The sequence below is a fragment of the Nonomuraea mangrovi genome, assembly GCF_042681425.1.
GTDB classification, from domain to species: Bacteria; Actinomycetota; Actinomycetes; order Streptosporangiales; family Streptosporangiaceae; genus Nonomuraea; species Nonomuraea mangrovi.
In genome coordinates this window covers 45,934-70,960 of record NZ_JBHUFV010000020.1, presented here as the reverse complement: position 1 = coordinate 70,960, position 25,027 = coordinate 45,934, and the positions used below count along the sequence as shown (strand labels likewise).

The following is a 25,027-nucleotide window of genomic DNA, read 5'->3' as shown; positions in this document are numbered from 1 at the left end:
TATAAGTGCCGATATGCGGTATATGCCGTTTTTGTGGGTTAGGGAGAAGATCTGCGTCGCGTCCCGCGGCCCCATATCCTTATGCCATAAAGAGTCGGCCCGGAAGCAGGAGTGACGGCGTGACGGTGTACGCGGGGCAGGGCTCGATGGCGCTGCTATGGCGCGCGCAGGGCGAAGCCCGCGCCAAGCCGGGCCCGAAGCCGGGGCTGAGCGTCGACCTCATCGTGGAGACCGCGATCGCGGTCGCCGACGAAGTGGGGATGGCGGCACTGTCGATGCGCACCGTGGGCGAGCGGCTCGGCCGTACGGCGATGGCCCTCTACACCTACGTGCCGAACAAGGGCGAGCTGGTCGACCTGATGTACGACAGGTCGCTGGCGAGCCTGCCCACCGGCTACGACCTGTCGGACGGCTGGCGGGCGGCACTGACGCGGTGGGCGGAGGACATCTGCGAGTTCTACGTGCGCCACCCATGGGTGCTGCAGGTCTCGCAGGCCCGCCCGGTGCTCGGGCCCAACGAGTTCGCCCTCCTGGACACGCTCGCGCGGATCCTCGCGGCGACGGGGCTGGCGCCGCAGGTGCTGCGCGGGATCGTGGCCGCCCTGTTCGACGTGGTGCGGGGGGCGGCCAGGACGATCGCCGAGGCACGGCGGGCGCCGTCGGAGACCGGCGTGTCGGATGAGGAGTGGTGGCAGGCGCGCTCGGCGCTGCTGCAGGAGATCGCGCCCGACTTCGCCGACCGGTTCCCGATGGCGCTCTGGCTGGAAAGCGGCGGCGAAACGTCGTGGGAGGCCGATGGCGGCGAGCCGTACCTCGAGCGGGCGGCGCGGCAGGCGTTCAGGTCGGGGCTGGCCGTCCTGCTGGACGGCATCGAGGCCGCGGCGGAAGCTTAGGACGCGGGACGCTCCGCGCCCGGGAGGGGCGCGGAGCGGCGAGGGCGGCGTCAGCCCGCGAAGGCGTCCTGGGCGGCGTGGATCTCCTTGCGCATGGTGTCACTGCCTGTGTGCCCTGAGTCGTCGACCACCACGAGCCGCGCGTCGGGCCACGCCTGGGCCAGTTCCCACGCGGTCCCCAGTGGCGAACCCAGGTCGAAGCGGCCGTGGATGAGCAGGCCGGGGATGCCGGCCAGCTTGTGCGCGTCGCGCAGCAGGACGCCCTCCTCCAGCCACGCGTGGTTGGAGAAGTAGTGCGCGCAGATCCTGACGAAGGCCACCAGCGCGGCGGGCGGCCTGTCGCTGTAGGCGTTCGGCTTGCCGTTGACCTCCAGAGAGATCACCGCGTCCTCCCACGCGGCCCAGTCGTTGGCGGCCTTCGCGCGCACGTCGGGGTCGGGGTCGGACAGCAGCCGCGCGTAGGCGGCCAGCAGGTCGCCATCGCGGTCGGCCTCGGGCACACCCTCCCTGAAGCGCTGCCACTGCTCGGGGAAGAACCTGCCCACGCCCTCGTAGAGCCATTCGGTCTCGGACCGCCGCGTCATGGTCACGGCGACGATGATCATCTCCGACACGCGTGAAGGATGGGCCTCGGCGTAGGCGAGCATCAGCGTGGAGCCCCAGGAGCCGCCGTACAGCAGCCATTTGTCGATGCCGAGATGCTCGCGCAGCCGCTCCATGTCGGCGACGAGGTGGTGGGTGGTGTTGGTGCTGAGGTCGGCGGCGGGATCGGCGGCGTGGGGCAGGCTTCTGCCGCAGTTCCGCTGGTCGAACAGGATGATCTTGTAGCGCTCGGGGTCGAAGGTCTTGCGATGGTTGGGCGAGCAGCCGCTGCCGGGGCCGCCGTGGACGACGAGCGCGGGCTTGCCCTCGGGATTGCCGCAGACCTCCCAGTAGACGAGGTGGCCATCGCCGGTGTCGAGATGGCCATGGTCATAGGGCTCGATAGGGGGATACACGCCGGGTCCTCTCCGTCAAAAATCCAACAGCGCTGTTATATTAGCGCCATGGAATCCCGTGAGGTGCTGGGCACGCGCCTGCGGCTGCTGCTCGACCTGCTCGACGACGGGGTGACGACCCTCTACCCCGCGCTCGGCCTGGACGGCTTCCGCCCGCGCTACACGCCCGTTCTGCGCCACCTGGCCACCGAAGGGCCGAGCTCCATCCGCGACCTGGCCCGCGCGATCGGCGTGACGCACTCGGCCGCCAGCCAGACGGTGGCGCAGCTGGCCAAGGAGGCCCTGGTCACCCTCTCCCCCGGTGCCGACGCCCGCCAGCGCATCGTGCACCTCACGCCGAAGGCCGAGTCCCTGTTGCCGGCCATGGCCGTGGAGTGGGCGGCCGTCAACACCGCCGTGGAAGAACTGGAGTCCGAGCTGCCCTACCCGCTCAGCCGCCTGGTGGACGAGACCCTGGAGGCCCTGCGCCGCCGTCCGATGCGGGACAGGACCAGGTCGGCCGCCGAACGTCTGCGCCCGGTCACCCGGCAGGGGAAGGACTGAGAGCGGCGGCCACCGCGGCGGCGGGGCCCGGCGGCAGGGTTCCGTGGAGGAGCTCCACGCGATGGGACAGACGCGGCGCCACAACGGGGACGCCGTGGCCCACCGAGGCGGGCAGCAGGGTCAGGCCATGTCCCGCCTCGACCAGGTTCAGCACGGTGTGCACATCGTCGCCGGTGTAGGCCAGACCTGGACGGAAGCCGTCACCCAGCAGGTCGCGCAGCCGTTCGAGCGGGCACAGCGTGGTCTGCAGCCATACCGCGTCGACCAGATCGGCAAGACGCAGCCCCGCCCGGTCGGCGAGCGGGTGGCCGGCGGGAAGGGCGACCAGCAGGTTCTCCTCGGCGATCCCCACGGCGGTCAGCGGACCCACGTCGGGCAGGCGCAGGGGGTCGTTGGGCGCCGCGATGCCGTCGGCCATGCCGAGGTCGGCACGTCCCGCCGCCACCTCCCCCGCCACCTTGTCCCGGTCGAAGGTGACCAGCGTGAGGTCGAGGCGGGGGTGGGCGGCGCGGGCGCGGGCCAGCCGTCCCGCGATCGAAGGAGTCACGGACAGCGGCGAGGCGGCCACCGTCAACCGGTGGGCGGGGGCGGCCGCCGCGCGGCGCACGTCGGCTCGGGCGGCCTCCACGCGCAGCAGCAGCGGCCCCGCGTGCTCAAGCAGCCGCGCGCCGGCCTCGGTCGGCACGACGGGACGGCGGTGCAGGAGCGGCAGCCCGAGATCGGCCTCCAGGGCGGCGATCTGCTGGGAGACCGCCGACTGGGTGTAGCCGAGCTCCTCGGCCGCGGCCGAGAACGACCCCCAGCGGGCGACGGCGACCAGAGTTCTGAGCAGGTGCGGATCCATCCGCCATACTTATCGCCCTTCAGAGGGTGACGCGTACCAGGTTCCTGGCGCGCAGGGCGTACAGGGCGCGTCCGTCGGGCGCGGCGGCCAGCAGCGGCTGGGTGCCGTAGGCCTGGGCGTCGAGCCCCTCGACCACCGTGGAGATCGTCATGGCCGACGGGTCGAGCCGGTAGATCGCCTTGCCGTCGGTGCCGTACAGGCGTCCGCGCGTCTCCACGAGCGTGCCGCTGCGCGCCGCGCTGATCGGCACCTGGACCGTGCGGGTCACCTTCTTGCGCCACGGGTCGAACTCGAACAGCACGCCGGTGTCGGCGATGCCGTACAGCCTGCCGCGGTGCGCGACGAGGTCGGAGATCGACGTGGCGCCCGGCACGGGCACGGTCGACCAGCGGACCCGCTTGGTCAGCAGATCGAAGGCCGCGAGTTCGGCCTCCTTCTCGACGGGCGTGGTGCCGAGGCCGCCGGCGATCTCACTGGCGACGTAGGCGGTGCCGAGCATGCTGGTCACCGATCGGATCGACTGGTTCCGCACGACGTTCCTGAACGTCTCGATCCTGTCGCGGCGCGGGTCGTAGAGGGCCAGGGCCCCGCCGTGCAGGCCGTACTCCGGCTGGGTGCCGACCAGCAGCCGCCCGGACAGCGGGTCGTAGTGGGCGTCGAGCGGGCGGTTCTGCTCCTCGCCCACCCGGGTGAGCCGCCTGAGGTCGCTGCCGTCGGGCCGCATCCCGAACAGGTAGCCGAGCGTGTAGACCGACAGGTAGACCTGCTTGCCGACGACCGTCATCGCCTTGGCCTCGCCAGGCAGGAACGTGCGCGTGCTCGCCCCGGTGGCCAGGTCGTGCACCTGGACACCCGCCTTGCCGCTGACCAGCACCTGGTCGCGCGTCGCCGTGACGGCCATCGGCAGTTCGGGGGCGGGCGGCATGCCCGCCTGCGTGAGGTCGACGCCGGTCAGCTCACCCGTGGCCAGGTCGTACTCCACGACCGAGCTGGTGAGCACGCCCGTCAGCTTGCCGTCGCCCACGAAGATGCGGTTGAAGGACGCCCCGTCGTACGGCACAGCCAGCTTGTCGAGCTTGGCGGTGTCGCGGTCGTAGCGGTAGAGGGTCCCCGACGGCCTGGTGCCGAAGTAGACGTCGTTATGGGGCGCGTCGATCCCGATGGCCGTGACGTAGGAGTCGCCCGGCGCGTCCACCAGCACGTGGCGTGACGGGTCGGCGGTCTCCATCAGCATCAGGTCACCGGTGGCCGACAGCCCGGCCGCCAGCAGGCCGCCCTCCAGCGCCAGCGTGCCGACGAAGGTGCGGTCTGCCAGCTCGGCGGGCAGGAGCTCGCGCTTGGCGCCGGTGGCCCTGTCGATGGCGATCAGGTGCGCCTTGGCGCCCACGCCGGCGTAGACGGTGGTCTCGTCGACGGCGATGCTGCGCACGTACTGCTCGCCCGCGACCGCCTGGCCGAAGTCGCGGGTCTGCCCGGTGGCGGGGTCGTACTCGACGACGCGCCCGCGCGGGTAGGTGCCCGCGTAGATCTTCCCGTCGGGGGCGGCGTCGAGGCACCAGATGAAGTTGTCCGGTTTCACGTCGGCGACCTTCGCCGCCGTACCGGTGCGGGTGTCGACCTTGTGGATGTCGCCGGGGGTGTAGGTGCCGACGTACAGGTCGGTGCCGACGGCGGCCGCCGCCCACGTGCCGTCGCCCGTGGGCAGTTCGGCGATCGAGGTCACCTTCCGCTGGGCGGGGTCGTAGGCGCCGATCCTGGTCGGCTTGATGCCGCCGGTGCCCAGGTAGAGCCGGTCTCCCACGAACTCGGCCGCGCTGATCGAGGTCACCTCCGAAGCGGGGCCGAGGTCCTCGATCACCGGCGCGGCGGCGGCCGAGGCGGGCAGGCAGGTCAGGCCGACGGCCAGCGCCGTCGCCAGCGCCGTCGCCCGCACAGCGGCGAACCGTGTCTTTCTCATCGATGTGCCTCTCGTGTGGTGCTCAGAAGGCATAGCGGTACAGCCTTCCGACGATCTTGTAATAGAGGTTGCCGAGGTCGTCCGTGGCCAGACCGTCGAGCCCCGGGGTCTTGGGGATCAGCTCGGTGACCGCGTAGGTCGACCTCGTGATCTTGAACAGGTGGTCGCCCGCGGTGCCGTAGACGTGGGCGGGATCCTTGGCCACCGTGCGCAGGTCGGCGTCACGCCACTTCTCGGTGCCGACGTCGGAGAACTTCTTCGCGTGGTAGACGAAGTCGCCGACGGCGGGGTCGAAGACGAACAGATAGCCCTCGGCGAAGCCCCAAATCCTCCCGTCGACCACGGTGAGGTCGGTGATGGTGGTGGCGTCGGCCGCGGCGCCCGGCAGCCGCTTCGGCACCGTCTCGCCGGTGGCCGGGTCGTGGACGAACAACACCGCGGCCTCCGCCAGGGGATCGCCGGTACCGAGCGCGCCCCTGGTCGAGGTGCCGCCGTAGACCAGCCCGCCGTGGTAGGCGAGCGAGACCACGGACTGGTCGGGGACGATGTTCCTGTGGACGGTGACGGAACCGGTGGCAGGGTCGTAGATCGTCAGCGCGCCGTCGTAACGCCCGTAGTCGGGTACGGTGCCGACGAAGATCCTGCCGTCAGGCGCGCCCGCGAGCGCGTAGGGCCGCGACTGGTGGTCGCCGGCCAGGGCGAACAGCAGTCTGGGGTTCGCGCCGAAGTCCCATGGGCTCGCCGGGTCGTACTCGTAGACCTTGGCGCCCGGATAGGTGGCGACGTAGAGCCGGCCCTGGTGGTTCAGCATCGAGTCGGTCTGCGAGAAGCCCGCCCGGTGCATCAGGTCGGCGCGCAGGTCGTCGTCGTCGCCGCGCATCGGGTCGTGGACGCCCATGCCGCCGGTGAAGAAGGCCCCGCTGTAGATCTTCCCGTCGGGTCCCCCTGCGATCGCGTTGATCGCGGCGGGCAGCACGGGCGTGCCCGCCACCTCGACGGAGCGGGTGACGCCGTCGGCCGGGCGGTACTTGAACAGGCGGGTCCTGTTGGCGGCGGCGCCCAGCGCGACCAGCGTGTGGTCGGCGTCGCCGGCGAGCTTGACCCAGCCGAAGGCGGTCGGGTCCATGCCCAGGTCGACGCCGACCGCGTGCTCGGTCCGCGAGGCGATGTCGTAGGCGTACAGGGCGCTGCCCTTGGCGTAGTAGACCTTGCCGTCGCGCTCGTCGGACAGGTCGGCCGAGGTGCCGGTGATCTCGGCCTCCAGGGTCGGAGTGGCGCCGGACATCGACAGCACGATCAGCGTGGTGTCGATCCTGGCGAACAGCCTGCCGCCGGTGAGCTTCAGCGTGGTGACCATGGACCCGGCGCGCAGCCGCGCGGGCAGCGACTGCAGCAGGTCGGCCTTGGCGCCCGAGGTGTTGTCGAAGCGCACCAGCGCCGCGCTCGTCCCGGTGCCGAGGTAGGTGACGTTGGCGGCGGTGTCGTAGGCGATGCTGCGCACGTATTTCTTGCCCGCCTGGATGGGCGTGGAGCCGATGGGGGTCAGCGCGCTGTCGCCCGGCTCGTACTTGAAGAACGCGCCGGTGTCGTAGGTGCCGCCGTAGACCTTGCCGTCGCGTCCTGGGGTCAGGCACCACACGAACGAGGCGGTGCCCGCCGCCTCGCCGACCAGGCTGACCGTGCCGGAGCCCGGGGTGTGCCGGTAGACGCCCGCGTTGCTGTAGGTGCCCAGGTAGACGGTGCCGTCCGTGGCCGTCGTCGCCGCCCAGCCGCCGGTGGCGCCGGGGATCGGCACGCGCTGTACGGCGTTCTCGGTGTCGGCGTCGATCACCGCGAGCTGCGGGGTGTCGTTCTGTGTGCCGGTGTAGATGGCGTAGATCTTGTCCTGATCGGGGCCGACGCCGAACGTCGTGCCGTTGGGCGCGGAGTTCTCCACCTGGACTCCGAGGTCGGTGACCTGCGCGGTGAAGAGGATCTCGTCCCAGAAGCTGGTGCCGGTGCCGCCGACCCCCGAGTAGAGCAGCACACTCGCACGCGTGACGCCCGCGGGCGCGGCGGCCACGACCCGCACGTCGCTCCACTGGTTCAGGGGCGCGGCGACCTGGGTGTAGGCGGAGTGCACCAGCGTCGCGCCGTTCCAGAAGCGCAGGTAGAGGTCGGCGCGTCCGGCGGCCAGGTAGACCTTGGCGAAGGCGGCGTAGGTCTTGCCCGCGGTGACGGGCACCTGCCCGCTCTGCAGGCCGACCGCGGCATCGGTGGAGCCGTCGGTGAGGCGCGCGCTTCGCGCGCCGCGCCAGGCCCGCTCGGTGCTGGGCGAGACGCCCGTGGTGCCGTGCGACTGGGTCCAGCCGGTCAGCGACGAGGTTCCTTCCTCGAAGCCGTGGTTGGCGATCACGATGTCGGCGGCTCGGGCTGCGGAGGGGATGACAAGGGCGGTCGCGAGCAGGGCGGCCAGGCAGAGCACACGGGCTAAGGCGGGGCACAGGTGCATGACGCGTTCCTCTCTGGAACGAGCACAGCCAGGCCTGACCGATTACGGGCCAGACCGATATTGCGCCATTCGTACCATGCGCGGAAACGATCGAGCAAGACTCATCGTGCGCACATTTGCGCAACATCACGACGAGCCGAGCGGACGGGCACGGCGCGTGCCCGGCCCTGCTCCCCCACGCGTGCCAAGCCACGGCCCGGCTGAGACGTGGTTCTCCTCACGAAGGCGAAGGCCTGCCACTCTGGCGGCGGGCCTTCTCCGTGGCCCTCTGCGCCTGCCAGAAGATCTGCGGATAGTCGGCCGTGGCACCCGCGGGAAGGCGGGCGCGGAACGCTCGACCGGGTACAGAAGGGAGCGTGCATCGGCACGACTCGCTCACGCTGTCGTCACCGCGCCCGAGTGACCCCGGCCGGCCGGATCGGTGAGGTGGTACGGGTCATGCGCCGGGATCCAAGCCGTGTCGGGGTCGAGACGGAGCGGGCCGACGTCACGGGTGAGCGCCTCGATGGTGGCCCGCACGGCCGCCCGGGTATCGTCGCGCCGCGACACCAAGGACCACGTCCAGTACGGCGACGGGTTCACGACCGGCCGCTGCGCGAGGTCGGGCGGCACCGGCGTGGTCTGGCCCTTCGGCGAGTTGATGACCGGGCAGCCGAGCCTGCGCACGTGATCGAAGAAGGCGGGGCCGGTGACGCCGCCGTCGTTGATGTCCACGATGCGGGCGCCGGTGTCGCGGGCGAACTCCTTCGCGTACAGGTTCCACGACGACCAGGTGGCGGAGTCGGCGTCCACCAGTACCACGGTGTTCTTCGCCTGGACCTCGGACGTGGCGGACCCCGCGGCTATCGCGAAGAGCCGGTCCACGCCGATCAGCCGCGCCTCGAGGCCGTAGGTGACCAGGTCCTGGGCTCGCACACAGGAGATCGCCAGGTCGAGGCTGCGGTCGGCGACCCTGCTCACCTGAACGTGCGAGGGCATGACCCACGTGTCGCCGACGAGGTGCGCGACGCCGGACGCGCGGGCGGCCAGCTCGGCCGGGCACCAGGTGACATAGCCGAGCCGTACCGGTTCGCTCGCCGACATGCCGGCCGCGGAACGGCGCAACTCGTCGGCCTGCTCCAGCAGCGCCCTGGTCCGCGGCAGCAGCGCCTCGCCGCAGGCGGTGAGGGTGACCGAGCGGCGGTCACGGTTGAACAGGCGTACGCCCAGGTCTCGTTCCAGCGCCTTGATCTGCTGGGAGAGCGAAGGGCCTGCGATGCGCAACCGTACGGCGGCCCTACCGAAGTTCAGCTCCTCGGCCACCGCGACGAAATAGCGCAGCTGGCGTAGCTCCACCCGCCCATCCTAGTGCGGTAGGAGAGAGCGCCTCTCAGCAGAGAGCGACCAGGTCGTGGCGCACAACCCCTGGTAGGGGGCACCATTCACGTATGAGCACCACAGCGGGGAAGGCCGCGGTGCGGATGCCTCCGATCGGCGGACCCACCGCGTCGATCGAGTTAGGCGGGCCTCAGCCGCCGACCTGGCTGACCTGCCGTCTCCTGAGCCTCGCGCCTGGAGCGGCGACCACTTTCTGAACAGGCAGACCCCGTGCGGCGCCGCATCACAGCGGTGCGGGTGACGCACGCCCTCGTCCGCACGAGAAGGAAAGAGACACCATGAGTCCGCAGAAAGTCGCCGTCATCACCGGCGCGTCCCAAGGCATCGGGGAAGCGCTCGTGACCGCGTACCGCAAGCTCGGCTACGCGGTCGTCGCGAACTCCCGTTCCATCGCGCCGTCCGACGACCCCTTGATCCTGACCGTCGCGGGCGATATCGCCGACCCCGCCGTCGGCGCCCGCGTCATCGAGCAGGGTCTGGCGGCGTTCGGCCGCATCGACACGCTGGTCAACAACGCCGGCGTCTTCGTGGCCAAGCCGTTCACCGACTACACCGACGAGGACTACGACCTGGTGACCGGTGTGAACCTGCGCGGGTTCTTCGAGGTCTCGAAGCGGGCCATCACGGCGATGCTCGCCCAGGGTGGCGGGCACGTCGTCAACATCACGACCAGCCTGGTCGACCACGCCAACGCGAACGTGCCGTCCGCGCTGGCGTCGCTGACCAAGGGCGGCCTCAACGCGGTCACCAAGTCCCTGGCGATCGAGTACGCCACCAGGGGCATCAGAGTCAACGCGGTGTCGCCGGGCGTCATCCGTACGCCGATGCACGCGCCCGAGACCCACGAAGCCCTCGCCGGCCTGCACCCGGTCGGCCGGTTGGGCGAGATCGGCGACATCGTCGACGCGATCACCTATCTGGAGAACGCCCCGTTCGTCACCGGCGAGATCCTGCACGTCGACGGCGGCCAGAGCGCCGGCCACTGAGTCCGCACCCGAAGCCACCGGCCCGCCCGCCGTGGGACGGGATATCCGGCGATACAGCGTCGCCGGTTCAGGCCGGCCGGACCCACACCACCCTCGCCGGGAGTTGAGCGCGGATGCCCATCACACTCGACTGCATGCTCAGTCTCGATCTTCCAGTGATCGCCGCGCCGATGGCGGGCGGCCCCGGCACACCGGCTCTCGTGCGTGCGGCCGCCCGCGCCGGCGGCCTCGGATTCCTGGCCGCCGGATACAAGACCCCGCAGGCCGTCGCCGACGAGATCGCCGCCATGGCCGGGGACTCCGTGCCGTTCGGCGTCAACCTCTTCGTCCCCAACCCGGTTCCTGTCGATCTCGCGGCCTTCCGCCGCTACGCCGATCTCATCGCCGGCGAGGCCGAGCGTTACGGGATCGCGCTCGACGCCGGCTCGCCGACGGAGGACGACGACCACTGGCACGACAAACTCGACGTCCTTCGCGCCCATCCCGTGCCCGTCGTGAGCTTCACCTTCGGCATTCCGAGCCGTGACGACCTCGCGGTGCTCCGTGCCACAGGGGCGCTGCTCGTGCAGACCGTCACCACCGTCGCCGAAGCCGAAGCCGCGGCCGACGCAGGCGTCGACGCGCTGGCGGTACAGGCCGCGGCGGCCGGCGGCCACTCCGGCACGTTCACCCCGACGCGGCCGATCGCCGACACCCCGATCAACGACCTCGTCGCCGCGGTTCGGCGCGCGGTCGACCTGCCGCTGATCGCCGCAGGCGGCCTGGCGACCGCGGACGACGTGGCCGCCGCCCTCCGGGCAGGGGCGCAGGCCGTCGCCGTCGGCACCGTCCTGCTGCGCAGCGACGAGGCCGGCAGCTCGGCCATCCACAAGGCCGCGCTCGCCGACCCGGCCCGTACGGGCACGGAGCTGACGCATGCGTTCACCGGCCGGCCCGCGCGGGCGCTGCGCAACGAGTTCACCGACCGGTACAGCGCTCTCGCGCCCTACGGCTACCCGGCCTTGCACCACCTGACCAGCGGCATGCGCAGAGCCGCCGCGGCCGCGGGCGACCCCGAACGCGTGCACCTGTGGGCCGGTACGGGATTCCGGCACGCCACCGCCGAACCGGCAGCAGCGATCATGAACCGGCTGGCCGGGACGGCTCTGACCCACCCGCTCACCCATCCAGCAAGGGAGGCCACCCATGACCGGCACAGAAGCTGAGATCCTCCGAACCGTTCTCGACCAGTGGAAGTCCGGCGTCGACGCCCACGACCCGAAACGTGTCGCGTCGTTGTTCACCGAAGACGCGATCTTCCAGGGCCTGCGCCCGTACAGCGTCGGCCCCGAGGGCGTCGCTGCGTACTACGACTCGCAGCCCATCGGCTTGTCCGCCTCGTACGACATCAGGGAAACCCGGCACCTCGCCGACGATCTGGTCCTCGGCTACCTCAGCGTCGACTTCTCCTTCACCGACCGGCCGGCGGTGACGGTGAATCTCAGCGTGATCGTGCGCCGGATCGGCGACGACTGGCTCATCAGCCACTACCAGGTCTCCCGGCTCGGCTGACCACACGCCTGGACGGTGCGGCCTCGGCCGGCCCCCGCCCACCGCCCAGGGCCTTCCGCGCCAGGACCGGCCGGGTGAGTGACGTTCGAGGTCAGGGGTGGGGCGGGAAAGCGCCGCCGGTGCCGGTGGCGTCCAGCGATGCCTGCTGAACGGGCCGATCGAGGTAGTGGATCACCTCGACCTGGTCCATGACCACCAGTCCTTCGGTCACGAGATCGTCGAGCTGTGGCAGGAAGGCGCGGATCTTGTCCTCGGCGTCGATGAGGGTGATGTGGCGCTAGGCTGAACGGGTGTGAGGGTGCCGCGCGGGTGAGAGGGCCGCGAGGCGCCCTGCGGCGGTGGGGCCCGCCGTACCCGAACCGCGGTGTCGTACCGCCGCCAACGGTCCCTGCTCGTGACAGCTCGCGCCCGCCTCCGGCGGACGCCCACGTGCAGGGGAGACATGCGCTCAGCTGAGGTGAGGCCCGCGGCAGTGACCGAGCCCGTCGACCCCGATGTCGATCTGTCGGATGCGCGCCAGCGCAGGGAGCTGCGCCGCTCGCACTACCGCGTGCTGGCGGCCGTCGCCGCGGGTGGCATGATCGGGACCGCCGCCCGGTATGGGGCGGCGCTGCTGTGGCCGACCGCGGCCGGAGCGTTTCCGTGGACCACCCTGGGCGTCAACGCCGTCGGCTGCCTGGTGATCGGCGTCTTCCTCGTGGTCGTGAGCGAGACCTGGACCGCGCCGGCATGGGTGCGGCCGTTCTTCGCCACGGGCGTGCTGGGCGGGTTCACCACCTTCTCCACCTACTGCGTGGACATCCAGCGCCTGGTGTCCGCAGGGCATCCGGGCCCGGCGCTGGCCTATCTGGCGGGCACGGTCGCCGCCGCGCTGGTAGCGGTCACAGCCGGAACGTGGATCACCCGCCGCGTCCTGGCGGCCGGGATGGCGAGACGAGCGGCGAGGAGAGCACGATGATCATGTTCGGACGGGCGCTGCGGCTGACGGTCTTCCTCGACGACACCGACACCTGGCACCACCGCCCGATGTTCACCGAGATCGTGCACCGCGCGCACGCCGCCGGGCTGGCCGGGGCATCGGTCTTTCGCGGCGTGGAAGGGTTCGGCGCCACCCAGGTCGTGCACACCACCCGGCTGCTGTCGATGGCCGACGACCTGCCGGTGGCCGTGGTGATCATTGACGCGGAAGAGCGGATCCGCGCGTTCCTGCCTCAGCTGGACGACCTGCTCATCGAGGGCCTGGCCGTGCTGGACGAGGTCGAGGTCGTCCACCACCGCGGCCGGCAGACCAATCAGCAGGAGGAACGGTGAACTGGCTGCTGGTGCTGGTCGGTGGCGCGGTCGGCGCACCGCTGCGCTACCTGACCGACCGGGCCGTCCAAGCCCGCCACGACACCGTCTTCCCGTGGGGCACCTTCGCCGTCAACGTGGTCGGCTCGCTGATCCTGGGCGTGCTGGCCGGGGCGGCGCTGTCCGGCGTGGCCGGTCCTGCACTGCAGTTGCTCCTGGGCACCGGTTTCTGCGGGGCGCTGACCACGTATTCGACGTTCTCCTACGAGACGTTGCGCTTGGCCGAGACCGGCGCGGTCTTCTTCGCCGTCGCCAACGTCGTCGCCTCGGTGGTGGCGGGCCTGGGCGCGGTGTTCGTCGGCCTGACGATCGCCCAGGCGGCGTTCGGCTGACCTCCCATGGCGGAGCGGCGGTCTCGCGCGTGTTCGCCAGGCCGCTGCTCGTGACGCCGTCGGTCGTGCCGGTGCGCACGATCTGCTCGACGTGCTCGCTGACCCGGCCGGACACGCTCGCGACGTGCCCGGCTCGTCGCGATTCCGTGACTAGACCGCGCGGGCGCCGTGTGGGTGGCGGGGGCGCCTGGTGTCCACGTTGCCGGTCAGGGTTCTGAGGACGCAGGGCAGCTCTGCCACCGTCGCGGCGGGCAGGCCGGTCACGGTCTCCTCCGCCAGGGCGCACCATAGCTGCTTGACCTGCTCGGCCAGGGCCCTTCCGCTGTCGGTGAGTTCGACGATGCTGGCGCGCTTGTCGGAGGGGGCGGGTTTGCGGCGGATGTGGCCGCTGGCTTCGAGCTTGCGGGTCATGAGCGTGACGCTGGGCGGCTCGCAGCCGAGAGCCTCGCTGAGCTGGGCCTGGATCGTCGGGCCGGTCCGGGCGAGCTCGAGCAGGAGCGCCTCCTGTCCAGGGTGCAGGCCGAGCGGGGCCAGCAGCGCCGCGGCCCTGGCCCGGTGGCGCAGGCTCAGGAGGCGGATGGCCTGGTTGAGTGCGTCGGCTTGCTCGAAGTCCACGGGTTCTCCTTGACAGATTAGTTATGCGCATAATAGTTATTCGCATAACTAATCTACACGACTTCGAGGAGTCTGGCATGACCGTGAAGGTCGCAGTCATCTACTACAGCGCGACAGGCGCCGTGCACGCACTCGCGCAGGCCGTCGCCGATGGCGCCGCCTCGGCCGGGGCCGAGGTGCGGCTGCGGCGGGTCGCCGAGCTGGCACCCGACAGCGTGATCGACCAGAACCCGCTGTGGCGGCGGCACACCGACACCGTCACGTCGATCGCCCAGGCCTCGGTCGAGGACCTCGCGTGGGCCGACGCGTTCGCGTTCGGGACGCCGACCCGGTTCGGCGCGCCGGCCGCGCAGCTCAAGCAGTTCATCGACCAGGCCGGCGGCCTGTGGCAGGAAGGCGTGCTGGCCGACAAGCCGGTGACGGCGTTCACCTCGGCGTTCAACCGGCACGGCGGCAGCGAGGCCACGATCTTGTCGCTGGGCAACGTCTTCTACCACTGGGGGGCGCTGATCGTCCCGCCCGGATTCACCGATCCGGTCGTGTACGCCGCCGGCGGCAACCCCTACGGCACGTCGTTCGTGACCGGCCCGACCGGAGACGGCCCGGACGCCGCGGCGCTGGAAGCGGCCAGGTACCAGGGACGGCGGCTGGCCCGGATCACGACCCGGCTGCTGGAGAGCGGCCAGGTCACCGATGCCGACGGGAACTCCAGCGAAGCCATGGCCGGAACGATCTCCCAGACCGCGTGAGCGGCGGATCAGAGAGGAGGCAGTCATGACAAGCACCAGCACAACGCAGCGGGCCAGGTCGCACACCGGCCCCGCCTGGTTGGTCCTGTCATTGGCGTGTGCCAGCCAGTTCATGGTGATCCTGGACGCGTCCATCGTCAACGTCGCCCTGCCCTCGGTCCGCGAGGAGCTCGGCTTCACACCCACCGGCCTGGCCTGGGTGGTGAACGGCTATCTGCTCAGCTTCGCCGGCTTCATGCTTTTGGGTGGCCGCGCCGCCGACCTGTTCGGCCCGCGCCGGATGCTGATCGCCGGGCTGTTCTTGTTCTCCGCCTCGAGTCTGGCCGGCGGTCTGGCGACCGCTCCTGGGGTCCTGGTGGCGGCCCGCGTCGCACAGGGCATCGGAGCGGCCATGATGGCCCCGGCGACGCTGGCCGTGATCAACACGTCGTTCACCGAGCCGAACGCTCGCGCCAAGGCGTTCGGCGCATGGTCCGCCTCGGGCGGTGTGGGCGGGATGGCCGGCGCGGTCGCGGGCGGTGCCATCACCACCGGCCTGTCGTGGCGGTGGGTCTTCCTCATCAACGTGCCGATCGGCGCGGTGCTGATCGTCGTGGCCATGATGTCGCTGGCCGGCACGCGAACCGGCCGGCGGGAGTCGCTCGACCTCACGGGCGCGTTCACGGGGACGGCGGGGCTGGCCGCGCTGATCTACGGGGTCATGCAGAGCGCCGATCACGGCTGGTCGTCCGGGCCGGTCGTCGGGCCGGTAGCGGCGGGCCTGCTCCTGCTCGTCGTCTTCACCGTGGTGGAGGCGCGTTTCGCCGGCCAGCCGATGGTGCCCCTGCGGCTGTTCCGAATCCGGGGGGTGGCCGTCGGCAACGCCATGCTGCTGCTGTTCGGCGGCATTGCCATCGCGATGTGGTACTTCACGTCGCTCTTCCTGCAGAACGTCCTCGGCTTCAGCGCGCTTCAAGCCGGCCTCGGGCAGACACCCGCGGCGGTGACGTTCATGGTGATCGCGCGATGGGCCGCCACCCTGCTGCCGCGAACCGGTGTGCGCCCCCTGGTGCTGGCCGGCAGCGCCTGCTTCCTGACCGGCTTCGGCTGGCTCTCCCTGGCCCACGCCGACAGCGGCTACGTCACCAGCGTGCTCGGGCCTACGCTGCTCATCGCGGTCGGCATCGGGCTGACCTTCCCCACCCTCATGGCCGCGGCGACCGCCGACGCTCCCGAAGGCGACGCGGGGATCATCGGCGGCCTGGCGAACACCTCCAGTCAGGTGGGCGGGTCGATCGGCCTGGCGGTGCTCGCGACGGCCGCCGGCACCACAGCCGCGTCGGAGGCCGACGGGCGTTCCCCGGTCGACGCCCTCGCCGTCGGCTACGACCTCGTCTTCCTCATGGCGGCCGGGCTCGGCCTGGCCATCGCCGTGGTCAGCTTGCTGCTGCCGCGGCACCGGCGCGGCTGACCGCCGGGCCGGGCGGCAGGCCGTCGCGACCTTTTAGTCACCGCCCAGCATGCGGCTTGCGCCAGGTCATGATCTCGGTTGCCGGAAGGCGCTCCGCGAAGCGGTTGTCAGGTGATGTCCGTCGCAGCATCGCGCGCAGGTCCCGCTCGAAGTCCTCCAGCCTGTCGCCGAACAGATGAGGGGCGGAGTCGGATCGGGAGAACACCCACGCCACGATGTCGTCCGCGGCGCGGTCGACCACTTCCCCGGCCGGCACGACATGCCGTTCGAAACTCTCGAACCCGGCCCGCGCCAGAACGAGGTCCTCCCGGTCCGGCGTGCCGTTGACAAGTGTTCCCTGCCCCGCGCGGCGCACCGGGCCGAGGTACCGACGCACCAGGTCGCTGATCTGCGGGTACGGAGGAGCGGGCAGCGGCAGCGGCGCCGGTTCGGCGGGCGGATTCTTGAGGTCGCTCATGTGGACGAACACACCTCCCGGCTCCAGCATCTCCAGCACGATCTCGGCCACACGATCCCGATCCGTCCAGTGGAAGGACTGGGCGAACACCACGACCCGGAACTCACCCAGACCAGCCGGCAGGTGCTCGGCGCGGGCCGCCACCCAGCGTGCGTTGACCACCCCGCGGCGCTTGGCCTGCCGCGCGGCCTCGGCCAGCATGTCCTCATCGGGGTCGACGCCGACCGCCTCGATGAACAGCCGCGCCAGGGCGAGGGTCACGATCCCCGGCCCGCAGCCGACATCGAGGAGCCTGCCCCGGCCGTCCAGGCCGAGGGCCGTGGCCAGCGTTTCGGCGAAGCCCGGGGCATACGGCAACCGGCCGCGCTCGTAGTAGGCCGCGCTTCCCTGGAACAGCGTGCTGTCCCACTGCCATCCGTCAGGCATGTCGATCCCCCTCCGCGAGCGCGCCCACCAGCTCTCGTCCGCAGCAGCCTAGAAGATCTTGATCCACAGGTCCTGACGATCTGCTCGGCACACGACCATCAGCCCCCACGGGAATGGCGTCGACCCACTTCGGGTCGCCGATGGCCGCGCGGCTGTACGTCTCGCAGGGAGGGACGTTGGTGACGGTTGCTGAAAGTTTGCCGCCGGGTGCGTGGCAGGAGAGACAGGACGAGGGACGCTGAAGGCGAAGCCCGAAGACGTTCTGCTGGGGGCTGTCACAGGTCCGGAGGCTTTCCTGTCCTAGCAGGCGACCGGTTGGCCAAGGGGTCCCCGGCGGACAGAAAGGTTCGTCATGAAGATCGTGGTAGTCGGCGGCACCGGCCTGATCGGGTCGAAGCTCGTCACCAAGCTCGGCGAGCAAGGCCACGAGGCGGTGGCCGCGTCACCGAACACCGGCGTGAACACCCTCACCGGCGAAGGGCTGGCCGACGCTGTGGCGGGCGCGCAGGTGGTGATCGACGTGTCGAACTCCCCCTCCTTCGAGGAGGCCGCCGTGCTGGAGTTCTTCCAGACCTCCACCCGCAATCTGCTGGCCGCGGAGGCGGCGGCCGGCGTCGGCCACCACGTCGCGCTGTCGGTGGTCGGAACGGAACGGCCGCCCGGCAACGCCTACTTCCGGGCGAAGATCGCCCAGGAGAAGCTGATCGAGGAATCGTCGATCCCTTACTCGCTCGTGCACGCCACCCAGTTCTTCGAGTTCGTCCGGAGGATCGCCGACGACGCCACGGACGGCGACAAGGTGCGGATGGCGCCCGTGCTCTTCCAGCCCATGGCGGGCGACGACGTCGCCGAGGCGGTCGGCCGGACCGCGGTGGGGTCGCCGCTGAACGGCATGGTCGAGGTGGCCGGGCCCGAGCAGTTCAGGATGGACGAGTTCTTCCGTGACGCGCTGGCATCCTGGGGCGATCCGCGCGAGGTGGTCACCGACCCGCACGCCCACTACTTCGGAGCCGAACTGCTCGAGCGGTCGCTGGTGCCGGACGACGACGCCGTCCTCGGCCAGATCCGCTACCGCGACTGGCCCGGCCGGAACGCCGCCACGAAGTAGCGCGGCCCCGCCCGACATCACACGGGCCCATCACCCATAGGTCACGACCCGGCGACCACCAGAGCCAAGCCGAGATCGACCGCTTGGCAGAACGCGATCACCATGCTGCAGGAGGTCCAGCCGCCCTTCATCCCGGAGGGAGCGCGCGTGATGACCATGATCGGCGACCCCGGCGCGCCGCCGCACCAGTACTCAGGCCCGGCGTTCGGCTACGTGATGGAAGGTCGCGAGCAGTCCTAGGATCCGCGTCACAGGAGCCGGCGGGCGAGAGGCAGTCTGCTCCGGGTGACCAGCGCCGCCACGGTCGCCAGAATGGGCAGCCCCACCACCACGGCGATCACGAACGGCCACGGTATCGCGATCGTCGCGGGATCTCCGGTGCCGTGTGTCGTCATCGGCCGGCTCAGCGCCACGCCTGTCACCGTTCCCGCGACCAGCCCCACCAGCGCGCCGAGCACGGAGATGTAGAGGGCCTGGCCGGCCACGACCATCCGCAACGTCCCGGGTGGTGCGCCGATGGCCGCCATCGTCGCCCGATCAGACCGCATGTCGGCGGCTGCCAGGCGAGTAGCGGCCAGCGTGCCGCCGACGACGAGGACAAGAGCGCCGACGAGCCAGCCCCACAAGCCAGCGTCGGGCACGTTGCGGTAGCCCTCCTCGGCGGCGATCGTGACGCGGGAGTTCACCTTGGCGAGATCGCGCCACAGTGTCGAGTCGGCCGGCAGCCGGTGCATGGCATAGAGCTGGCGCTCCGCCGTCGAGAAGCCGGCCTGCTCGACCAGGGCGCGGGGCAGCAGGGCGCCGCCCTGGTGCTTGTCGGCGGGCGTGGCCAGCACCGCAGGCACTTCGAGCTTGCGCGGGGGGCCGGACGTGGAGCCCGCCCGCAGCGCGAGCTTGCCGTCCCGCAGCGCGGCCGCGTCGAACACCACGGCCTTACCGCTCGCCAACGCCGCTGCTGCCTGCGGGTCGTGGCGCCCTTGGAGGAGCCTGAGGAGAGCCTGGTCTCCGATGGCCGCCGTGCGACGCGTCCGTGTCCCGTTCCATCGCATCGTGTACCGCAACGCGTAGCGGCGGCCCCGGGCGTCCTTCGCCTGATATCCGGCGGCCAGCGGCACGCCCGGCAGCCGGCGGGCCGTTTCGGCGCGAAGTCTGGTCCAGGCCGCGTCGCCGATGTTGCCGGCCCAGATCGCCAGCATGCCGGTCGGGCGCGCCGAGGTGTAGGCGTTGCGCCGGTCCATGTAGTCGCTGTAGGTGCCGATGCCCATCGCCACGACCGTGGCCGTGACGGCCATGACGGCCGCCACGGCGCTCGCCGTACGGGATCGGTGGCGGACCGCGTCGCGGACGGACACCCGCAGCGGGAGGCGCAACCGCGCGGCCGGCCGTCCGGTGTAGCCGACCAGCCATGGCGTCGCCACCACCAGCCCGAGCAGGATCAGCACCGCGGAGGCGAGCACCCGCACCGAGCCCGGCTGGCGCCGCGCCACCACGGTCGCCCCCAGCCCGGCCAGCACCAGCACAGCCCCCACCAGGGGCCATCCCGGCCGATCGGCCACCGCGGGCGCGCGGCCGGCCAGCACGGTCACGGTGTCCTGCCGAGCCGCTTGTACGGCAGGCACGAGCGCTGCCACGAGCCCGGTGACCAGGCCCAGCGCGGCGACGCCCAGGACCTGCGACCACGGTACGTCCGGCGGCCCGACCTGCCCTCCCCAGTGCGCCACGACATGGGCGCCCAGCACTCCGATCCCGATGCCGAGGGCCGTCGCCACGATGGTGGCCGCACCGCCGAGGACCAATCCGTCCGCCAGCACGATCGTCCGCAGGTGTCCGGCCGAGCCGCCCTGCGCCGCGATCTCGGCCAGTTCCCTGCGCCGTCTGCGGAGCCCGACCGCGAAGGCGGGCCCGGCCAGCAGCACGGTCTCCAGGGCCACCATGACGATCATCGCGCCGATCCCGACCATGTACTGGACGTCGAAGGCACGAGCCGGGGTGCGCGGCGAGTTCGTGATCATGGCCCTGGAGGTGACGTACAGACCGGCCTTGTTCAGCGTGGGCACATCGGTCCAAGACACAGGCTTCGCGGTATCGGCGAGCCATCCGGTGCCGTACTCCCCGGGAGACGAGAATTGATCGAACGGAGCCAACGGGAGATCCGGACCCACGACCTGTCGAAGCGACGGCCGGTGCGGGTGCTCGACCACGCCCACCACCGTCAGCGGCGTCGCAGCGGATGCCTGTAGGAGGTCGCCGGGCCGCAGGCCCAGCGCGGGTGTCACCGCGACCTCGCGGGCGGAGGGAAACCTGCCCTCACGCAGCGTGAGCGTTCCCCTGGTGAGGGGATCGCGCAGGTCGGTCTCCAGCGCGTCGACCTGCTCGGTGCCCAGCCGGAGCACGCCAGTACTGAAAGGGATCAACCGGGTGCCCGGTCCGAGCAGCGCCATCACCTCGGCGGTGCCGAGGCTGGGCGCGGCCGCTCCATCGCCGCCCGGGCCCCAGCTCGCCCCGTTCGGCTCCTGGCGGAGTACCGTACCCGCGGGTGTCTGCATGAGGCGAGCGTCGGCCGCGCCGAGCTCGGCCACCATGCCCTCCTGGCCGGTGACGTTCATAGTATCGATCAGGGTGAACATCGCCGTGATCACCAGGACGGGCAAGCCGATCATCACCATGATGAGCGCGCTTCGTCCCCGGGAACGCCACGCGTTCCGGCGGGCGATACGCAGCGCGGCGAGAACAGCGCTCATCGGGCGCTCACCAGCGACACGTTCGTGGAATCCGCGATCATCCCGTCGCGGAGGAACACCACACGATCGGCCCAGGCGGCGTAGCGCGGCTCGTGGGTGACGAGCAGGACCGCCGCGCCCGCGTCACAGCGAGCGCGTAAGAGGCGCAGGATCTCGTCGCCGGTGCGCGTGTCGAGCGCGCCGGTCGGTTCGTCGGCCAGCAACAGGCGCCGCTCGCCGACCAGGGCACGGGCGATCGCGACCCGCTGGCGCTGGCCACCGGACAGTTCGCAGGGGAAGCGGTCGGCCAGATCTTCCACGTCGATCTCCGCCAGTACGGTCATGGCCTCCTCGCGAGCGAGGCGTGACCGCACGCCGTCGAGCTCGCGCGGCAGCATCACGTTCTCCGCCGCCGTCAGCGACGGGATCAGGTTGAGGTCCTGGAAGACGTAGCCGACGCTACGGCGCCGCAGTGCGGCCAGGTCGCGCACGGTGGCCAGATCCTGCTCGTCGATGTGCACCGTGCCCGACGTGGGCCGGTCGAGCCCGCCCGCGAGGTTGAGCAGGGTCGACTTGCCGGACCCGGACGGGCCCATGACCGCGATCAGCTCCCCTGCGTCGACCTCGAGGCTCACGCCTTTCAGCGCGTGCACGGCTGTCGCCCCTTCGTCATGGACTCTGGCCACCTCGGCCAGCCGTACGACCGTCATCTTTCCTCCTCAAGAAAGGCCTCGCAGTGGTCCAGCCATCGCTGCTCGGCCTCGGCCCGGAAAATCATCGAATCGAGCACCAGCCGCTGAGCCGCGCCTTCCGCTGCGGCTCGCTTGGCCCTGGTCAGCTGCTGAAGGGTGCGCATGGTCGCCGTACGCTGCCGGCGGATGACCTCGGCGACGTCCACCTCCTTGGCTGCGACGGCCATGGCCAGCTTGATGACCAGCTCGTCCCGCGGCCGGTCGGACTGGACGACGGGGGTGTTGAACCATCGCGCCAGTTCCGCCCGGCCCGCCGCGGTGAGCGTGTAGACGACCCGGCCCTGCTCGTCCGACTCGCCCGGCTCGACCAGGCCGTCGCGCTCCATGCGGGACAGCGTCGTGTAGACCTGGCCGATGTTGAGCGGCCAGGTCGCCCCCGTCGACGCCTCGAACTCCACCCGCAATTGGTAGCCGTGCCGAGGCCCCCTGCTGAGCAGGGCAAGCAGCCCATGCCTGATCGACATGGATACCAAGTATGCATACGCAGTATGCGCTTCTCAAGGCGATCACGATATTTCGGGTGCCACCTGCGGCTACGCCGCCGTGCACCGCCGCATGTCCTCTAGGCCCTCCACTCGGGTCCGTGTCACCACCCGCAAAGTAGCTCTGTGTGATGGCTGTTGAACGATGTGGTCGGGCATTGTCTGCTTCAGGTCGGCCGCAAGGTAACTGAGCGTTTCGTACCAAGTTCGCTACGTCGTGATCACGGCTGCGACATACCGATCGGTAGTCGAACGGTTACGGATCACGTTTCTCCTGACCTTCAGCGAGACCGGGGAGAAACAGGTGCGGGCATGCGGCCCGAGTGGAAGCGCGCTTCCCTCGGCGCGAGGACATCCCGCGAGCCGCGGTGGACTTCATGGCCGGGCAGGTCAAGGTGGAGGCGGCTTTGTTCGTCTCCTACGCCTGGCCGGGACGCACGATTGAACACCACCGGACGCAGATCAGAAAGTTCCACGACTTCCAGGAACCGACGGTGGGCGATGAGGACAAGCTCGCCGACTGGCTTGCCACCAAGATCTGCCCGGTGGAGATGTCGCGGGACCGGCTGCGCGCGGCGCTGCTGACGCGCTGCCGGGAGGACCGGATCGAGCCGCCGAAGGCGACCCGGATCGAACGCGTCCTGAGTGCGGCCGAGACTCTGTTCGAGCGGAACTTCACCCACACGACGCTGAACCGGTTGTCGTTCGATTCGGTGGACAAGCTGGAGGAGCTCATCACCCCGCCCCCCGCACACGGCGAGTTCTGAGGATCCGCTCTCAGGACAGGCCGACGCCGAGCCGCAGGGACAAGACCAGGCCACCGCTGCCCACGAAGAAAGGCGGCGAGCGTTCTTGCAAGAGCTGAAGGAGGATCCCGGCTCCTTCCCACTGGACACGCTGCTGACCGAGATCGTGAAGCTGGGCCGGGTCGGGGAGATGGGCCTGCCGGCCACCCTGTTCGACGGGGTCTCGGACAAGGTGGTGGCTGAGTGGCGGGCGTGGTTGGCTTTCTCGGCAACCACGCTCCTCCAGCACAATGCCTTCGAGCTCAAACCTCCGAAACTGACCCTCATCAACAGCAGCTATCAGCTGGTGCTGTTTCTAGCCATGGCGCTGGTGATCGGGCTACTGTAGCGTCCGCGCCAGACCTGGGGCCCGGGGAATCTGCTCGCCGGTAGTAACGCTAAGGATCGAACCGCAGGTCAGCGTGTTCTTCGGTCACCGTAACGAGGTGGTGAAGCCGTGTCGCTGCGGCGCGAGGCCAGCCGGAGCGAAATCTTCGGGGGTGGGCTTTGGTCAGCAGAACCAGCCGAAGAGCCAGCAGCCCAGCCAGCGCAGGACGGTGACGAGCCCGATTCCCATGAGCAGCGTTGCTGAGCTGAGAAGCGCGAAGACGGCGGCGCCCTCCCACCAAGGTTCGCTCCAGTCCGCTGCTGCCGGGTCTTCGCGCCAGGTGTAGGTCAGGGGGCGGCCCGCCTGTCGGCTGGCCGTCGCCAGGACGGTGGTCAGGCGCTCCCGAGCAGGCGCCGTCTGGGCGTGATCGGGGGAATGGCGCCAGCCGAGCGCGAGCATGCGGTCGACAGGGTCTCGGTAGGCCCGCTCGAAAGCGGCCGTCTCGGCGGGGACCCGCTGCTCGGCCAGGTATCCCCAGCGTCCCGCCTGGGCGGGGTCGCCGAGGGTTCGGTAGACCTCGGCGAGTTGCTCTCGCAGGTCCAGCCGGTCGGGGTAGGTTCCGATCAGGCTACGCAGCCGCTGGCGTGCCATCTGGACGGCTGCCGGAGAGCCCTCGTCCACCTCGGCCGCCACCTTCGCCAGCGTCTGCGTCACACCTATGGCGCCAAGCATCCCAGACAACTAGTGGGACTTTCCCAGCGCTACTTTGCGGCTGGTGACACCGACCCGAGTGCCGGGCCGCTACGTGCTCGCCGGAACCAGCACCCCGGACTGACCCCCAGGACGCCGGTCCCGACCTCATGGCATCAGCAACGCTTATCGGAGGAGCAGGAATCATCGTTGGCGCTTAAGTGGCCCGCCCTCCAGGATGGTGTTCATGAGAATCGCCCTGGTCGGAGACCGGTCACCCAGCGTTCGTTCCCATGCCCGCATCCCGCAGATCCTCCAGGCGCTGCGCGAGCGTGAGGGCCTCGCGCTCGACGCGTACTGGATCCCCACACCCGACGCCACCGACCTGGATGGTTTCGACGGCATCTGGGTGCTTCCCGGCAGCCCGTACCGCAGCGAGGAGGGCGCGGTCAACGCCGCGCGCACGGCGCGCGTGCGCGGCATTCCGTTCCTCGGCACCTGTGGCGGCTTCCAGCACGCCCTGCTGGAGTACGCCAGGGGCGTGCTCGGTCTCGACGTCGCCCACGCCGAGAACGACCCCGCCGCCCGCGACTTCCTGCTGCTGCCGCTGGAGTGCTCGCTGGCAGGACACGAGGGCCTGGTACGGCTGGCCCCCGGCTCCCTCGTCGAGCGGATCATGGGTTCGCCCACCACGGTCGAGAGCTACAGCTGTTCCTACGGGCTCAACTCCGACTACGAGCAGCGACTCGTCGACGGCGGCCTCGCCTTCACCGGCAGGGCGGACGACGGCACGGTCAGGGCGGCCGAGATCCCCGGCCATCCGTTCTTCTTGGCCACGCTCTTCCAGCCCGAACTGCACGGCGACGGCTCCAGGCCGCACCCGATCATCACGGCCTTCGCCACCGCGGTCAGCCTCGCGAAGGCACCGGTCAGCCCCGTGTGAACGCGGGCCGGTGGAGCGGATCGGCCCCATGTGGGCGCAGGCCTGCCCCACGAAGGCACCGGTGAGCACACGCCGGCGCGCCCGACGGGCAAGCGGCCGCGGCACGCCACGCGCACTTCCATGCCGGGGCACGCCCCGCCGGGCCCGCGCCCGACCAGGTGTGTCACAGCGCGAGCTCGCACCTGGTCAGGCGCGTCGGC

26 protein-coding genes are annotated in these 25,027 nt (G+C 70.7%); 14 read left to right on the top strand and 12 right to left on the bottom strand.

The window, feature by feature from the left end:
• The first annotated feature begins 119 nt into the window (after positions 1 to 119).
• A complete protein-coding gene (locus tag ACFSKW_RS12630; RefSeq protein ID WP_379572382.1) occupies positions 120 to 893 on the top strand; it encodes a TetR/AcrR family transcriptional regulator C-terminal domain-containing protein in 774 nt (257 codons plus the stop codon).
• A 50-nt stretch (positions 894 to 943) separates the two neighbouring features.
• On the opposite strand, the gene pip is transcribed toward ACFSKW_RS12630, so the two are convergent.
• Positions 944 to 1,891 (bottom strand): prolyl aminopeptidase, encoded by a 948-nt coding sequence (gene pip, locus ACFSKW_RS12625; RefSeq protein ID WP_379572381.1) that lies wholly within the window; start codon positions 1,889 to 1,891, stop codon positions 944 to 946.
• Positions 1,892 to 1,939: 48 nt separating this feature from the next.
• Here pip and ACFSKW_RS12620 point away from each other — a divergent pair, with 48 nt between their 5' ends.
• On the top strand, positions 1,940 to 2,434 hold the full coding sequence (locus tag ACFSKW_RS12620) for a MarR family winged helix-turn-helix transcriptional regulator (RefSeq protein ID WP_379572380.1): 495 nt from the start codon (positions 1,940 to 1,942) through the stop codon (positions 2,432 to 2,434).
• Here the strand turns inward: ACFSKW_RS12620 and ACFSKW_RS12615 are convergent.
• From ACFSKW_RS12615 to ACFSKW_RS12600, 4 genes are all read right to left on the bottom strand, one after another.
• Entirely contained in the window at positions 2,412 to 3,278 is an 867-nt protein-coding gene (locus ACFSKW_RS12615; protein WP_379572379.1) for a LysR family transcriptional regulator, read from the bottom strand. The genes ACFSKW_RS12620 and ACFSKW_RS12615 overlap by 23 nt on opposite strands.
• Before the next feature lie 19 nt (positions 3,279 to 3,297).
• Entirely contained in the window at positions 3,298 to 5,235 is a 1,938-nt protein-coding gene (locus ACFSKW_RS12610) for a ligand-binding sensor domain-containing protein (protein WP_379572378.1), read from the bottom strand.
• Between the two features lie 22 nt (positions 5,236 to 5,257).
• The gene (locus ACFSKW_RS12605) at positions 5,258 to 7,726 is read right to left on the bottom strand and encodes a ligand-binding sensor domain-containing protein (protein WP_379572377.1); all 2,469 of its coding nucleotides are present in this window, start codon (positions 7,724 to 7,726) and stop codon (positions 5,258 to 5,260) included.
• A 375-nt stretch (positions 7,727 to 8,101) separates the two neighbouring features.
• On the bottom strand, positions 8,102 to 9,061 hold the full coding sequence (locus tag ACFSKW_RS12600) for a LysR family transcriptional regulator (RefSeq protein ID WP_379572376.1): 960 nt from the start codon (positions 9,059 to 9,061) through the stop codon (positions 8,102 to 8,104).
• 320 nt (positions 9,062 to 9,381) lie between these two features.
• Between ACFSKW_RS12600 and ACFSKW_RS12595 the strand changes: the two genes are divergently transcribed.
• The 3 genes from ACFSKW_RS12595 (at position 9,382) to ACFSKW_RS12585 (ending at position 11,640) form a co-directional block, all read left to right on the top strand.
• Entirely contained in the window at positions 9,382 to 10,089 is a 708-nt protein-coding gene (locus ACFSKW_RS12595) for an SDR family NAD(P)-dependent oxidoreductase (RefSeq protein ID WP_379572375.1), read from the top strand.
• Positions 10,090 to 10,223: 134 nt separating this feature from the next.
• Positions 10,224 to 11,294: a nitronate monooxygenase gene (locus ACFSKW_RS12590; RefSeq protein ID WP_379572374.1), complete on the top strand. Its 1,071-nt coding sequence runs from the start codon at positions 10,224 to 10,226 to the stop codon at positions 11,292 to 11,294.
• Positions 11,275 to 11,640 carry a YybH family protein gene (locus tag ACFSKW_RS12585; RefSeq protein WP_379572373.1) on the top strand — a complete coding sequence of 122 codons (366 nt, stop codon included), beginning with the start codon at positions 11,275 to 11,277 and terminating at the stop codon, positions 11,638 to 11,640. Before ACFSKW_RS12590 ends, ACFSKW_RS12585 begins: the two co-directional genes overlap by 20 nt.
• 91 nt (positions 11,641 to 11,731) lie before the next feature.
• Here ACFSKW_RS12585 and ACFSKW_RS12580 read toward each other — a convergent pair whose 3' ends face one another.
• On the bottom strand, positions 11,732 to 11,902 hold the full coding sequence (locus ACFSKW_RS12580) for a DUF190 domain-containing protein (protein ID WP_379572557.1): 171 nt from the start codon (positions 11,900 to 11,902) through the stop codon (positions 11,732 to 11,734).
• A 210-nt stretch (positions 11,903 to 12,112) separates the two neighbouring features.
• Here ACFSKW_RS12580 and ACFSKW_RS12575 point away from each other — a divergent pair, with 210 nt between their 5' ends.
• From ACFSKW_RS12575 to crcB, 3 genes are read left to right on the top strand one after another with little or no spacing between them, the layout of a single operon-like run.
• Entirely contained in the window at positions 12,113 to 12,598 is a 486-nt protein-coding gene (locus ACFSKW_RS12575; protein ID WP_379572372.1) for a fluoride efflux transporter FluC, read from the top strand.
• Complete coding sequence (locus ACFSKW_RS12570) at positions 12,595 to 12,951, top strand: DUF190 domain-containing protein (RefSeq protein WP_379572371.1); 357 nt, start codon at positions 12,595 to 12,597, stop codon at positions 12,949 to 12,951. The genes ACFSKW_RS12575 and ACFSKW_RS12570 overlap by 4 nt, the downstream gene beginning before the upstream one ends.
• Positions 12,948 to 13,322, top strand: coding sequence for a fluoride efflux transporter CrcB (gene crcB, locus ACFSKW_RS12565; RefSeq protein ID WP_379572370.1), 375 nt, complete (start codon positions 12,948 to 12,950; stop codon positions 13,320 to 13,322). Before ACFSKW_RS12570 ends, crcB begins: the two co-directional genes overlap by 4 nt.
• 150 nt (positions 13,323 to 13,472) lie before the next feature.
• Here crcB and ACFSKW_RS12560 read toward each other — a convergent pair whose 3' ends face one another.
• Positions 13,473 to 13,937 (bottom strand): MarR family winged helix-turn-helix transcriptional regulator, encoded by a 465-nt coding sequence (locus ACFSKW_RS12560; protein WP_379572369.1) that lies wholly within the window; start codon positions 13,935 to 13,937, stop codon positions 13,473 to 13,475.
• A gap of 77 nt (positions 13,938 to 14,014) precedes the next feature.
• Between ACFSKW_RS12560 and wrbA the strand changes: the two genes are divergently transcribed.
• Positions 14,015 to 14,686, top strand: a complete 672-nt coding sequence (gene wrbA, locus ACFSKW_RS12555; RefSeq protein ID WP_379572368.1) for an NAD(P)H:quinone oxidoreductase — start codon at positions 14,015 to 14,017, stop codon at positions 14,684 to 14,686.
• 25 nt (positions 14,687 to 14,711) lie between these two features.
• The gene (locus ACFSKW_RS12550; protein ID WP_379572367.1) at positions 14,712 to 16,136 is read left to right on the top strand and encodes an MFS transporter; all 1,425 of its coding nucleotides are present in this window, start codon (positions 14,712 to 14,714) and stop codon (positions 16,134 to 16,136) included.
• Between the two features lie 37 nt (positions 16,137 to 16,173).
• Here ACFSKW_RS12550 and ACFSKW_RS12545 read toward each other — a convergent pair whose 3' ends face one another.
• Entirely contained in the window at positions 16,174 to 17,019 is an 846-nt protein-coding gene (locus tag ACFSKW_RS12545; protein WP_379572366.1) for a class I SAM-dependent methyltransferase, read from the bottom strand.
• Between the two features lie 352 nt (positions 17,020 to 17,371).
• Here ACFSKW_RS12545 and ACFSKW_RS12540 point away from each other — a divergent pair, with 352 nt between their 5' ends.
• On the top strand, positions 17,372 to 18,127 hold the full coding sequence (locus ACFSKW_RS12540) for an SDR family oxidoreductase (RefSeq protein WP_379572365.1): 756 nt from the start codon (positions 17,372 to 17,374) through the stop codon (positions 18,125 to 18,127).
• Positions 18,128 to 18,375: 248 nt separating this feature from the next.
• Here ACFSKW_RS12540 and ACFSKW_RS12535 read toward each other — a convergent pair whose 3' ends face one another.
• The 3 genes from ACFSKW_RS12535 to ACFSKW_RS12525 are packed head-to-tail and all read right to left on the bottom strand — an operon-like array spanning position 18,376 to position 22,063.
• A complete protein-coding gene (locus ACFSKW_RS12535; RefSeq protein WP_379572364.1) occupies positions 18,376 to 20,868 on the bottom strand; it encodes an FtsX-like permease family protein in 2,493 nt (830 codons plus the stop codon).
• Positions 20,865 to 21,557 (bottom strand): ABC transporter ATP-binding protein, encoded by a 693-nt coding sequence (locus ACFSKW_RS12530; protein ID WP_379572363.1) that lies wholly within the window; start codon positions 21,555 to 21,557, stop codon positions 20,865 to 20,867. Before ACFSKW_RS12530 ends, ACFSKW_RS12535 begins: the two co-directional genes overlap by 4 nt.
• Positions 21,554 to 22,063: a PadR family transcriptional regulator gene (locus tag ACFSKW_RS12525; protein WP_379572362.1), complete on the bottom strand. Its 510-nt coding sequence runs from the start codon at positions 22,061 to 22,063 to the stop codon at positions 21,554 to 21,556. Before ACFSKW_RS12525 ends, ACFSKW_RS12530 begins: the two co-directional genes overlap by 4 nt.
• A 341-nt stretch (positions 22,064 to 22,404) precedes the next feature.
• Between ACFSKW_RS12525 and ACFSKW_RS12520 the strand changes: the two genes are divergently transcribed.
• Together ACFSKW_RS12520 and ACFSKW_RS12515 are read left to right on the top strand one after the other, a co-directional pair.
• Positions 22,405 to 22,848, top strand: a complete 444-nt coding sequence (locus ACFSKW_RS12520) for a DUF4158 domain-containing protein (protein WP_379572361.1) — start codon at positions 22,405 to 22,407, stop codon at positions 22,846 to 22,848.
• An 85-nt stretch (positions 22,849 to 22,933) separates the two neighbouring features.
• Positions 22,934 to 23,215: a DUF1761 domain-containing protein gene (locus ACFSKW_RS12515; RefSeq protein WP_379572360.1), complete on the top strand. Its 282-nt coding sequence runs from the start codon at positions 22,934 to 22,936 to the stop codon at positions 23,213 to 23,215.
• A gap of 162 nt (positions 23,216 to 23,377) precedes the next feature.
• Here the strand turns inward: ACFSKW_RS12515 and ACFSKW_RS12510 are convergent, their stop codons facing one another.
• Entirely contained in the window at positions 23,378 to 23,908 is a 531-nt protein-coding gene (locus ACFSKW_RS12510; RefSeq protein WP_379572359.1) for a DUF6584 family protein, read from the bottom strand.
• A gap of 223 nt (positions 23,909 to 24,131) precedes the next feature.
• Between ACFSKW_RS12510 and ACFSKW_RS12505 the strand changes: the two genes are divergently transcribed.
• Positions 24,132 to 24,827: a CTP synthase C-terminal region-related (seleno)protein gene (locus ACFSKW_RS12505; protein ID WP_379572358.1), complete on the top strand. Its 696-nt coding sequence runs from the start codon at positions 24,132 to 24,134 to the stop codon at positions 24,825 to 24,827.
• The last annotated feature ends 200 nt before the right edge of the window (positions 24,828 to 25,027 follow it).

What these genes read in the sequence shown, in the direction of transcription:
- ACFSKW_RS12530 (WP_379572363.1), bottom strand. Translation starts at nt 21,557, where the DNA reads ATGACGGTCGTACGGCTGGCCGAGGTGGCCAGAGTCCATGACGAAGGG.
- ACFSKW_RS12620 (WP_379572380.1), top strand. Translation starts at nt 1,940, where the DNA reads ATGGAATCCCGTGAGGTGCTGGGCACGCGCCTGCGGCTGCTGCTCGAC.
- ACFSKW_RS12610 (WP_379572378.1), bottom strand. Translation starts at nt 5,235, where the DNA reads ATGAGAAAGACACGGTTCGCCGCTGTGCGGGCGACGGCGCTGGCGACG.
- ACFSKW_RS12535 (WP_379572364.1), bottom strand. Translation starts at nt 20,868, where the DNA reads ATGAGCGCTGTTCTCGCCGCGCTGCGTATCGCCCGCCGGAACGCGTGG.
- ACFSKW_RS12570 (WP_379572371.1), top strand. Translation starts at nt 12,595, where the DNA reads ATGATCATGTTCGGACGGGCGCTGCGGCTGACGGTCTTCCTCGACGAC.
- ACFSKW_RS12505 (WP_379572358.1), top strand. Translation starts at nt 24,132, where the DNA reads ATGAGAATCGCCCTGGTCGGAGACCGGTCACCCAGCGTTCGTTCCCAT.
- ACFSKW_RS12605 (WP_379572377.1), bottom strand. Translation starts at nt 7,726, where the DNA reads ATGCACCTGTGCCCCGCCTTAGCCCGTGTGCTCTGCCTGGCCGCCCTG.
- ACFSKW_RS12585 (WP_379572373.1), top strand. Translation starts at nt 11,275, where the DNA reads ATGACCGGCACAGAAGCTGAGATCCTCCGAACCGTTCTCGACCAGTGG.
- ACFSKW_RS12615 (WP_379572379.1), bottom strand. Translation starts at nt 3,278, where the DNA reads ATGGATCCGCACCTGCTCAGAACTCTGGTCGCCGTCGCCCGCTGGGGG.
- ACFSKW_RS12525 (WP_379572362.1), bottom strand. Translation starts at nt 22,063, where the DNA reads ATGTCGATCAGGCATGGGCTGCTTGCCCTGCTCAGCAGGGGGCCTCGG.
- ACFSKW_RS12545 (WP_379572366.1), bottom strand. Translation starts at nt 17,019, where the DNA reads ATGCCTGACGGATGGCAGTGGGACAGCACGCTGTTCCAGGGAAGCGCG.
- ACFSKW_RS12590 (WP_379572374.1), top strand. Translation starts at nt 10,224, where the DNA reads ATGCTCAGTCTCGATCTTCCAGTGATCGCCGCGCCGATGGCGGGCGGC.
- ACFSKW_RS12550 (WP_379572367.1), top strand. Translation starts at nt 14,712, where the DNA reads ATGACAAGCACCAGCACAACGCAGCGGGCCAGGTCGCACACCGGCCCC.
- ACFSKW_RS12595 (WP_379572375.1), top strand. Translation starts at nt 9,382, where the DNA reads ATGAGTCCGCAGAAAGTCGCCGTCATCACCGGCGCGTCCCAAGGCATC.
- wrbA (WP_379572368.1), top strand. Translation starts at nt 14,015, where the DNA reads ATGACCGTGAAGGTCGCAGTCATCTACTACAGCGCGACAGGCGCCGTG.
- ACFSKW_RS12540 (WP_379572365.1), top strand. Translation starts at nt 17,372, where the DNA reads ATGAAGATCGTGGTAGTCGGCGGCACCGGCCTGATCGGGTCGAAGCTC.